Consider the following 9,394-nt stretch of genomic DNA (forward strand, 5'->3'; position numbering starts at 1 on the left):
GCCACACACACTTTTTGTCCTATAAGCCCGAATTCATAAAGGTTTACAACAGTTTACAATCGTCTATAACTCTTGAATGAACTGCACGAAGCGTGGTGCAAATTCATCTCGTTCCAGATCGGACGTAAGCATTACATACGCTACCGGATTCGGCTGCGTCAATACAACGGCGCCCTGTAAATAATACGGCAATTCAAAGCCGTTCGCATTCACAAATACACGAGCCGATGCCATGTAGGCCGGATGCGTATAATGTGGTAATAACGCCCAAGGTGTCTGGTCTTTAATCGTTACCGACGTATAGGCATAATCGGATATACCGCTGAAAATAGTAGCGCCCAAGACGTTGTTCTCTAAGCGACCGTCACCTTGCATCCAATAAGAGTTAAGGACCGGCAACTGCAAATCGATAAGGTCTTTTTGAAGCATCGTCGAGTAACCCTTCGTCGTTTGCGGCGTCAAGACTAAGCCAAATACAGTGGCCGTCTTGCGGCCTTCACTATCCTTCAGTTGCCATTGGTACACATCGGTCTTTTCACCTAAGCGATAGTCTTCAAAGTATTGCAAACGTTCTTTCTGACGCTCGTACGCTTTCATGCTTTCTAAACGTTCATCGCCAACCAACAATTTATCAGTCACCCAATCGCGAAGTTCCGGACCTCTGGCAATCGATTCTTTCGTATCTTTTTCAAGGAATTTCCATAAGGTCGGTACAATCACCGTATCAGATAGCTTTTTAACCGTTAGGTCACGCGGTACCACGATATTTCCGTCATGACCTAAAGCTCTCATGTGTGTTGTCGAGGTTTTAGCCGGAATAGCGGCATTTTTCGTATCAGCAGCAAACGCTCTGACTTGAGGTTCAAGCCCATACATGCGTTGCCACTGCTTTTGCCAATAATTAAAGTCCCCGTCATTCGTGGTTAATACTGTTATAACCGGACCCTCTTTGTCAAAACGAACTAAATTCAAACCACCGAGCGGAATTTCATAGCTGTCAAAGGTAAAAACTTCACGAGCCTGAGAGTATAGGACCGGCCCAAAGATGGAGTTCAACTGTTCCATTTGGTCTAAATAATCCGCTTTAATGTCCGACGTAGCAAAGATTTTTTTCAAACCGTCGCGAAGGCTGCGATTAAGCTCCAATTTTTCTTTGGCACGCTCATTCGTCTCAGCTTGTGTTTTCAATTCACCGGCCGCCTTATCCAGATCAGCCACTAAGGCTTTCACCAAATTGTTCTTATGTTTGTCAACAAACTGATTGAATGACGCTGCATCCCGCATCACAGGTACAGCCTCGGTGCCTTTAACCATAGCCGCGTAGAACGCGTTCGCATCATATTCAGCCGGATACGGCGCAAGCATAGCTTCTTGCTGCTTCGTCAGTTCATCGCCCAAATCACGAACCACCTGCCACGTATGACCTAATTGATCTTTCGAATCACCCGTATTAGATACTTGCGACATATAGGCCGCTGCAATGGCCGCCGTTTTGGCAAACTTCATAGAATCACGCTCTTGTACACCGTCTCTGCTGTTTATAACGGATTTTTTAGCATTGGCTACTGATTTATCCGCCGCATCCCACAAAGCGTTACTGATTTCAAGATTAGCTCGTTCGCCTTTGATATAATCAGGTCCCAGCGCCAAATCCACTACATATGCCGTATGAACTCCTTCCGCATCTTCCCCGCGCAATTGATATAAGTTCCAGTCGCGATAAATCGTGCCGTTAAAATCCTTCAACTCTTTTATGTTGAGTTCTTTCTTGCTAGCCATGTCACGAATATCTTTAACATATTCCGCATTCAATTCTTTGGCGGAAATAAATTTTGTACCGTCAACCATCCCCATTGGCGTCATCATCCGTTTTAAGTCAAACACGGTAACGCCCGCCGGTAAGTTCACCGTTTTATTGTCTACGGTAGTCATCACCGTGCTTACGAGCTGGGGCTTAATGGCTATAGTATCAGGTGATACTTTTGTTTCAATCGCGTCACTGCTTGCTACGATACCATAACCCAAGCTAATCGGCGCCAACGTACTACTTGTTGCTTCCGCTGCCGAAACGCCCGAAATCGCCGGTGTGGCCAGCCCCAATAACGCAGCCAATACCAATCCTTTCAGATACTTGTGTTTCATCTGATTCACTCCTTTATATCTACTTACTATTCCCTTAGACTTTACGATTCCCTTAGTCTTTTCCTGAGAATATGACCGCTTCTTTATACCTAGCAAACATAGCGTGCTACTGTATACAGTCTTATTCTTCCGTAAATTCCGTATTGTTGTGCTTTACTTTTTCAAGCAACAATTGTTGTTTCAATTCGTGTAATTTTTGACTGATATTCACCTTAACAATTGGCGGGCGATTCAAGCGGAAATATTCAGGCCAGAGCAATTTAATTTGCTCATTTGCATAACTTACGATTTCAGGCAAGCTTGGTACATTATAGACTAATTCGCCGTTTTCAAAAATCGGCACCAACAGTTCCACTACGTCGAAGCTGTCAGCCGCTAAATGGGTCCGTTTCCATGGATACATGGCATTTTGGAAGGTATATGGTTTGGTCGTATCGATTGTTTCATCGAGGAGGCAAACCAGATCGCCGATTAACTTGCGATTGCGACGGTTAATGAGGCGCAATACTTTTTTACGGCCCGGATTCGTTACTTTTTCTACATTATCCGAAAACTTCATGGTTGGTACAAAGGAGCCATCGGTTTTCCATTGACCGGCCAATTTATACACGCCGCCCAACGCGGATGTGCCGTCGGCGGTAATTAGTTTGGTACCTACGCCCCAAGCGGAAATGGCACTGCCTTGGCTTTTCAAGTCGGCGATGGTGTATTCATCCAAATCATTGGATGCAAAAATCGTAGCATCCGGGAAACCTGCTTCCGCCATCATTTGATGAGCTTCCTGTGATAAGTACGCCAAGTCGCCGCTGTCGAGACGAATACCGTACCCCTTAGGCATGGTGCCACCGCGGCGTTCTTTCACTTCTTTGAAAACTTGAATGGCATTTGGCACACCTTGTTTCAATGTGTCATAGGTATCTACGAGGAGTACCAACATATCTTCGTATTGTTCCGCATAAGAACGAAAGGCCGTGAGTTCATCAGGGAAACTCATGATCCAGCTGTGCGCCATGGTGCCTACCGGTTTAATACCGTATTGTGATGCGGAGTACACATTACTGGTGCCGTTAAACCCACCGATAATGGAAGCTCTGGCACCATAAACGGCGGCATTGGTCCCCTGGGCCCGACGCATACCGAATTCGGCGAGGCTGTCGTTACCGGCCACACTACGGATACGACGCGCTTTGGTAGCTATCAGTGATTCATGATTGAGATACATGGATAAAGACGTTTCAATGAGCATCGCTTCGTCTTTAGGTGCTTCAATACGAAGCAACAATTCCCCCGGGAAGGCAACAGTCCCTTCCGGTGCCGCATACACACTGCCGGTGAAGCGGAAATCTTTTAAATAGTCGAGAAAATCTTCTTCAAATAAACCGGTTTCACGTAAATAGGCAATATCATCTTCGTTGAAGGACAGATTTTTTAAATAATCGATAACGTGCTCTAAGCCGGCCACTACCGTATACGCACCATCAAAAGGGTTTTTACGATAAAAACGGTCGAAAACGCAAGGAGTACGATGCAGACCTTCCTTAAATAACCCTTGCATCATGGTAAATTGATACAAATCCGTTAATAAAGCTTTACTAATCACAGTACATTCCTCATCTCTTCTAATAAATATATTAATTGTGTTGACATAAACTATTAACCCGATATACTAGAGGTAACAAGACTATCGCCATAAAACCGCTTCAACACTGCATTCTCAATTATTTAGTTGTGCAGTAGTTGAGTAACAGAGCAAGAACGTCAACCTTATAACATGAAATAAGATACTATGATGTCATTATAATATTTATACTTTTATAACGCAATATTTATAAAAATAAGAGCCGCACAATATGCAATCAGCGTATTATGTGGCTCGTTTTTTTATGCTTTTTTTATTTTAGGCAAGCAAAAAAGCCCCTCACCATAGGCAAGGGGCAAGGCTAATAAATTAAATTAAGCAATACGCATGACGGAGCGTATCAAACCGAGATAATTGGATCACCTCAATTCTACCATTCGGCGATTGTATATAAAACTGTCGCACCTTTGACTTTTACACCGTCAAAATGTGCTAATGCTTCCACTCGCCCGGCTTGGTAGCCGATAGATGGATATATCTTATCATTGATTACCGTTGCGCCGGCTTTAATTTTATGTTCCTTGTTAAGATTGATTTTGTAAACATCAACCTTATGTTTTTCAGTATTCGGTACAACAACAGTTCTATCAGTATTAGCAGTGGCTTCTTTTGGTATATCCAGTGATTTATTTTTAATTGCCTCAGCAGTTTTAACAGCAGCCTTTTCTACTACAGGTGCTACTACTGTATACGTTATAACCGGCTTAGATTGAGGTATCACTTCTACAATTTGAGACGCTTGCTTAGGTGTAACCTTAATTTCTTTAGCAAGCTCTACTGGATTTGACATAGTAGTTTGAGGTATAACTTTGGGCTGTTCAACTTTTTCCCGGCTGTTAATATAAAATGCCGTACAAATAATAATCAATACTACTGCAACGGCAGCATAAAGCACATAGCATATTCTTTTATTATCCATATCCCTATCCCCTAATTAATTATTTTAAGCCGTCCAATAGTCAGTAATGCCACGAGCAATTGCCCGGACCATTTTGTCTAAATCATTCTCTAAAATTGCTAGATCTTCCATGTTGTCGATAAATGCCATCTCGACTAATACGGCTACTGTATCAGTGTTGTTTAGGACATATAAATTACCCGTTTTACAACCACGATCTATTGTAGGCACGCTGCGGATAATCTGGGACTGGATAAAGTTGGCTAACCTCTGTCCATTAAATGACTTATAATACGTCTCTGTACCACGGGCCTGAGTATTAAATGCATTGCAATGCAGACTTACAAATAAGTCAGCGCCCCACTCATTACTCTCTGCACAAACCAACGCTAAACTATCATCTTGCAGTGTCCTAACTTCAAGACCTGCAGTCTGTAAATAGCCAGCTAACAGTTTACCTGCTTTAGCAACAATGTCACATTCACGGACTCCTGTTACCGGGTTGATAGCTCCACTATCATATACTCGGTCGTGGCCGGGGTTTATAAATACTTTCATAGTTTTACCTCCTATTAGGGTATAAAAAAAGCACTCTAAAGAGTGCTCTATTCTAAAATATATTTTATTATATTCTTTGCATCTTTCAAACTTCGAAAGCCTAATAAATGGGCCCTTTCTTCTGAGTCTCTACACAAACTAAATATTCCAGACTTTATATTTTTCCACCTATAATTAGGATTAATCGTATTAACCATATGAATTACTATACATAATACTATAGATAATCTATCAGTTGGATATGTTTGTTTTCCATCTCTCGATGTTCTTAGATATAAATATGACATCCATTTTTTGCGATATTTTGGCTTAGTTTTCAATTTTACATCAATTAAATTTCCGTTATGAGCACATATGTTTCTAATGAAACTCAAACATTTCATCCACGATAAAAATTCTTCCGATGTTGTATTATATTTAGCAGCTATATCTGATAATAAGCTAGAATTCAATAAATCTAATATTATAACTAGTTCCCCGAAAGTTAATAAATCAATTCCCAACCAAATAGTTGGAAACCCATCTTTATTTAAATTTTCTTTTCTAGAAAATTCTGGAGAATTTTGTCTTTTCATTGATTTAAGCAAACTAACTTTAAACTTATATTGCTTTTCTTCTACTTCGAATGATGAATACTTTTCTCTATGAACCCATTGATAAAATAATAAATAACCAAAAGGTCCATATTTTAATCCAAGTTTATGTGACAACTCAGTTTTTACTGAAACTTCTATCTTTTCTATTGCATGTAATAAATGAAGTCTTAAATTCTTATCCTGATAATATCGCATAAGAACTTCACTAAACTTTATTCCCTCATATGATACAAAAACTTTATTCTATATCTTTTGCGTTTTAGCAAAAGGATGCGCAAATTCTTTTAGTTTATAGTAATTTATATGTTTCAGCTTTTCAATATCTTTATCTAAAACTTCCATGCCTCGCTGTTTAAACAAGTCTGCCAACGCTTCAAATGTCAACGGTTTCGGATATTCCATCATTTTCTCCTATAAAAAAACCCCTACGCTCAGAATAAATCTGCTCACTAGGAGAGGTAGGGGGATTGTCTTTATACATATATTATCATACTACAAATTAAAAGTAAAGTTTATTTAAATATAGGCGCACTTTATTTAAATATAGTTTTACCTCCTTATCTAATAATTAAGCCATTCTAGAAATTAGAGTGGCTTATTATCATTATCTTCTAACTTATCTGGTATTCCGTTGTGGTTTTTATCTATCCAAAGCGCTAAAAACCCTACGATAGCAGTAAGCACTGTTGGTATAAATATGTGATCTACAATCTTAATTCCGGTGTCAATAATACGGCCACTATCATCAGTCACTTTGCCGGCAGTAAATGCCATTACATAGGCCATAATAACCACAATTATAGGGATTAATAACACACCTATCAACGCCCTAGTGGCTAGAACGCCGGTAGGCTTAATATTAGCAATGCGTATATTGCTATATATGGCTTTTATTCTATTGACTAGCTTATTCATATACCACCCCTCACTCCAGATGCATTTTGCCGCAATGCTCTTGCATATCATCGAGACGTTTATGAACCGATTTTACAGACTCTTCCAGTTTAGTAATACGATTATCCGCACTATGACTATCCTGACGCAACTGCTTAAATTCGACCTTAATATCATTTGTACTAGATTCAATATTATTCAACTTAACAGTAATTGAGGATAAAGCGGCTCTTTCAATCAGACCTAATATAATGGCTGCAATGCTGACTATTGCTAATAAATCTTGCCAATTCACTCTGCCACCTCTTTCTGTAGTTTAAGTAACTCCTCAACTGTCGCTTTATATTCTCTTTGCAATGTTTCTTTATCTGTGCCCATCAATTCTGCTCCGGCATATCCGCTTTTAATTACTTCTAGACGATACATAAGTTCCGTTTCGCGCCGTTTTCGTTCATCTTCCGATTTTTCTACTACTGGGACTACCTCATAGTAGTCTTCACGTTCGACTATAGTAGCGTTGTTGGCGTTACACCACTGGGCTACCTCGGTGTAGTTGTTTAGTTTATCTTTATAAATCTTAGTTCCTATCATGCTTTATACCCCTCCGCTTTCCAGTAGAAACCTTGTCGATTATTCCTTACTAATATGACGCTAAAGTTTGTTGTGGTAGGAGTTTTATACACATCAGCTCCACCTGTTGTGTCTTGTTTTGTCACATCAGTAAGTGTCATGATAGGTGGATTTTTAAACGGTTTATGATAAGATACTGTGACAATGGAAGGTGTACCACTAATAGGGCAGTATCCTCCTTCTTCTAACCAGCCGTCACTCCATTCACGCCAGTAGGCACCGTTCGCTGGGTTGTGCCAACTGTCTACAACATGACGTACTAATTCAGGAATTTGTTCAGTAGTTGCCAGTGTTCCATTTCTTGCTGGTAGGCTTAATACATACTTCAGGGCATCATTCTTATCACGTTTGATAATACTTGCAATAATACCAGTATTGTGTTCAGGTGCACATTCAAGTCTAGCGTAACCGCCTGCTGTATTGTATAACTTAATACCACTATAATCATCCGCCTTTACTGCTATACTTTTAGTAAACTCAGTATTACTAATATCACGCTTAGATGACAAGTCAGCACTATCCGCCTTCTTGTCAACACTATCAGCTATTGTCTTAATATCCTTGCCAATAGCCTTTAGCACGCTTACCAATGAGTCAATTAGCATCTATTACGCCCCCTTTGCGGTGTTGTAGATGGCGACTAAATCAATAGACGGGTCGCCAATGCCGATATTAGTGCAAGCCTGTAACTTTTGAGCCGCGGTCAAAGTTTGTGCGTTAGCATAATCGACTTTCTTGCCTACGGTTTCAGCCAATGCACTTGCTACGGTTTGGTCATTTCTGATGAGGTCTTGTACTTCCTTAAAGGTGTCCATGGTAGCATCGGCACCGTTCACTAGTTTATCAACGGCGATCTTGATTTTATCGTCAACGCTTGCAATTGTTGCCAATGCACTTAAATCTACACTTGCGCTGATTGTATTGCCCGTTAAAGTAATACCACTGCCGGGCGTGAGTTTGTCTTGTTTGGCAGACAGCTTTACATCCACTGCTTCCTCCGTAATCGCCTTGCCTTGCACATCTACAATAGATTCTTTGAGTTCATTCATCGCCGTTACGATGTCACCCTTATTAGTCGTCTCAAGACCTGCCAGAGTGCCGATTTTGTTATCAGTTGCGCTAATCGAACTCTTCAGGGCTTTATAATCGTTGCCAAGTGCTGCCGCAAAACTTTTCAAATTTTCATTTAAAGTCGCCATATTAGTTTTCTCCTTTGCTTAATATATAGAGCGCTTTCAAGTCGGTTGTGTCATCATATGGTAATTTCTCAAGCACATTACCGTGTGTGATGCCTAACTTACCATCGGCTACATATAGTTCTTGTATAACTTCCTTACCTTCGCTAACGTCAAGAGACAGTATCTCCGGCTCGCTTACATTCACGCGAATGTCCTCGAATTTTGCAAGGTCCATCTTGCCTACCTCCTACTTTGTATCTATAGCAACCTTATAAGCATTACCGGCGTAAATATTAACCACACCTTGCAATATACGCCGTTCGTACCCGTCCTTAATCATTTGCACATCGTAATAGGCTTTTTTCGGCATTTTGTAGTCTGTATTGGCTTGTAACTTGCCGGTTACCTCGTTAGGGATATGCAAACGGATTGTATGACTATCCAACACCTCAACTTGTCCGGTAAAATCAAGCTTTTTATTTGATAAATTGTACCTACCGCCGAATCTAAACGTGCAATCGGTAATATCAAAAGGTTTATCGCCCATCGAGAATTGTATGGTTCGATAAAAGTCATCACCTTGATTAATTTCGAGGTCGTACTCCGGTACTCCGTTCTTCATGGCTTACCTCCTATTCTTCCCCTTTGCTGATAATAGGGGTTACTTTTGGGCTATTGGTTGGGGTAACCTCAATAGTTACCTCTTGCCCATAATCAATGCTATTAGCCTCCGCCTCGTCATTGGTGGAGATATTAAACATATCCCCTGTTTGCTGATTAATAAATGTAAATGCAGTTAACGCTTGCCCATTTTGTGGGTAAGTAATTTTGCCGTTAGTAATAAATGTACGCTTCATTG

At 40.5% G+C, this 9,394-nt stretch carries 14 protein-coding genes; all 14 read right to left on the minus strand.

Annotated elements, in window-relative coordinates:
- Window positions 1-63: 63 nt before the first annotated feature.
- Entirely contained in the window at window positions 64-2,142 is a 2,079-nt protein-coding gene (locus tag QZL64_RS11990; RefSeq protein WP_021842199.1) for a hypothetical protein, read from the minus strand.
- 121 nt (window positions 2,143-2,263) lie between these two features.
- On the minus strand, window positions 2,264-3,742 hold the full coding sequence (locus QZL64_RS11995; protein WP_021842200.1) for a nicotinate phosphoribosyltransferase: 1,479 nt from the start codon (window positions 3,740-3,742) through the stop codon (window positions 2,264-2,266).
- 409 nt (window positions 3,743-4,151) lie between these two features.
- Window positions 4,152-4,700 carry a hypothetical protein gene (locus tag QZL64_RS12000; RefSeq protein ID WP_021842201.1) on the minus strand — a complete coding sequence of 183 codons (549 nt, stop codon included), beginning with the start codon at window positions 4,698-4,700 and terminating at the stop codon, window positions 4,152-4,154.
- Between the two features lie 24 nt (window positions 4,701-4,724).
- Entirely contained in the window at window positions 4,725-5,237 is a 513-nt protein-coding gene (locus QZL64_RS12005) for an N-acetylmuramoyl-L-alanine amidase family protein (RefSeq protein WP_021842202.1), read from the minus strand.
- A gap of 47 nt (window positions 5,238-5,284) precedes the next feature.
- Window positions 5,285-6,049: an Abi family protein gene (locus QZL64_RS12010; RefSeq protein ID WP_296309629.1), complete on the minus strand. Its 765-nt coding sequence runs from the start codon at window positions 6,047-6,049 to the stop codon at window positions 5,285-5,287.
- Between the two features lie 27 nt (window positions 6,050-6,076).
- Window positions 6,077-6,235 (minus strand): hypothetical protein, encoded by a 159-nt coding sequence (locus QZL64_RS12015; protein ID WP_021842204.1) that lies wholly within the window; start codon window positions 6,233-6,235, stop codon window positions 6,077-6,079.
- 183 nt (window positions 6,236-6,418) lie between these two features.
- The gene (locus QZL64_RS12020) at window positions 6,419-6,748 is read right to left on the minus strand and encodes a hypothetical protein (protein ID WP_021842205.1); all 330 of its coding nucleotides are present in this window, start codon (window positions 6,746-6,748) and stop codon (window positions 6,419-6,421) included.
- A gap of 10 nt (window positions 6,749-6,758) precedes the next feature.
- Window positions 6,759-7,022, minus strand: coding sequence for a hypothetical protein (locus QZL64_RS12025; protein ID WP_021842206.1), 264 nt, complete (start codon window positions 7,020-7,022; stop codon window positions 6,759-6,761).
- Window positions 7,019-7,318, minus strand: coding sequence for a hypothetical protein (locus QZL64_RS12030; RefSeq protein WP_021842207.1), 300 nt, complete (start codon window positions 7,316-7,318; stop codon window positions 7,019-7,021). Before QZL64_RS12030 ends, QZL64_RS12025 begins: the two co-directional genes overlap by 4 nt.
- Window positions 7,315-7,962, minus strand: a complete 648-nt coding sequence (locus QZL64_RS12035) for a hypothetical protein (protein ID WP_021842208.1) — start codon at window positions 7,960-7,962, stop codon at window positions 7,315-7,317. Before QZL64_RS12035 ends, QZL64_RS12030 begins: the two co-directional genes overlap by 4 nt.
- Window positions 7,963-7,965: 3 nt before the next feature.
- Entirely contained in the window at window positions 7,966-8,556 is a 591-nt protein-coding gene (locus tag QZL64_RS12040) for a hypothetical protein (RefSeq protein WP_021842209.1), read from the minus strand.
- 1 nt (window position 8,557) lies between these two features.
- Window positions 8,558-8,770, minus strand: a complete 213-nt coding sequence (locus tag QZL64_RS12045; RefSeq protein WP_021842210.1) for a hypothetical protein — start codon at window positions 8,768-8,770, stop codon at window positions 8,558-8,560.
- Between the two features lie 12 nt (window positions 8,771-8,782).
- Complete coding sequence (locus QZL64_RS12050; protein ID WP_021842211.1) at window positions 8,783-9,157, minus strand: hypothetical protein; 375 nt, start codon at window positions 9,155-9,157, stop codon at window positions 8,783-8,785.
- 10 nt (window positions 9,158-9,167) lie between these two features.
- Window positions 9,168-9,392, minus strand: coding sequence for a hypothetical protein (locus QZL64_RS12055; RefSeq protein WP_021842212.1), 225 nt, complete (start codon window positions 9,390-9,392; stop codon window positions 9,168-9,170).
- Window positions 9,393-9,394: the final 2 nt, after the last annotated feature.

The sequence above is a fragment of the Veillonella sp. CAG:933 genome (assembly GCF_000431435.1).
In the GTDB taxonomy this organism is placed as follows: Bacteria; Bacillota; Negativicutes; order Veillonellales; family Veillonellaceae; genus Veillonella_A.

Bases quoted from the DNA above. Each gene is read 5' to 3' on its own strand.
- QZL64_RS11990 (WP_021842199.1), bottom strand. From the start codon at position 2,142: ATGAAACACAAGTATCTGAAAGGATTGGTATTGGCTGCGTTATTGGGG.
- QZL64_RS12000 (WP_021842201.1), bottom strand. From the start codon at position 4,700: ATGGATAATAAAAGAATATGCTATGTGCTTTATGCTGCCGTTGCAGTA.
- QZL64_RS12005 (WP_021842202.1), bottom strand. From the start codon at position 5,237: ATGAAAGTATTTATAAACCCCGGCCACGACCGAGTATATGATAGTGGA.
- QZL64_RS12015 (WP_021842204.1), bottom strand. From the start codon at position 6,235: ATGGAATATCCGAAACCGTTGACATTTGAAGCGTTGGCAGACTTGTTT.
- QZL64_RS12020 (WP_021842205.1), bottom strand. From the start codon at position 6,748: ATGAATAAGCTAGTCAATAGAATAAAAGCCATATATAGCAATATACGC.
- QZL64_RS12030 (WP_021842207.1), bottom strand. From the start codon at position 7,318: ATGATAGGAACTAAGATTTATAAAGATAAACTAAACAACTACACCGAG.
- QZL64_RS12035 (WP_021842208.1), bottom strand. From the start codon at position 7,962: ATGCTAATTGACTCATTGGTAAGCGTGCTAAAGGCTATTGGCAAGGAT.
- QZL64_RS12040 (WP_021842209.1), bottom strand. From the start codon at position 8,556: ATGGCGACTTTAAATGAAAATTTGAAAAGTTTTGCGGCAGCACTTGGC.
- QZL64_RS12045 (WP_021842210.1), bottom strand. From the start codon at position 8,770: ATGGACCTTGCAAAATTCGAGGACATTCGCGTGAATGTAAGCGAGCCG.
- QZL64_RS12050 (WP_021842211.1), bottom strand. From the start codon at position 9,157: ATGAAGAACGGAGTACCGGAGTACGACCTCGAAATTAATCAAGGTGAT.
- QZL64_RS12055 (WP_021842212.1), bottom strand. From the start codon at position 9,392: ATGAAGCGTACATTTATTACTAACGGCAAAATTACTTACCCACAAAAT.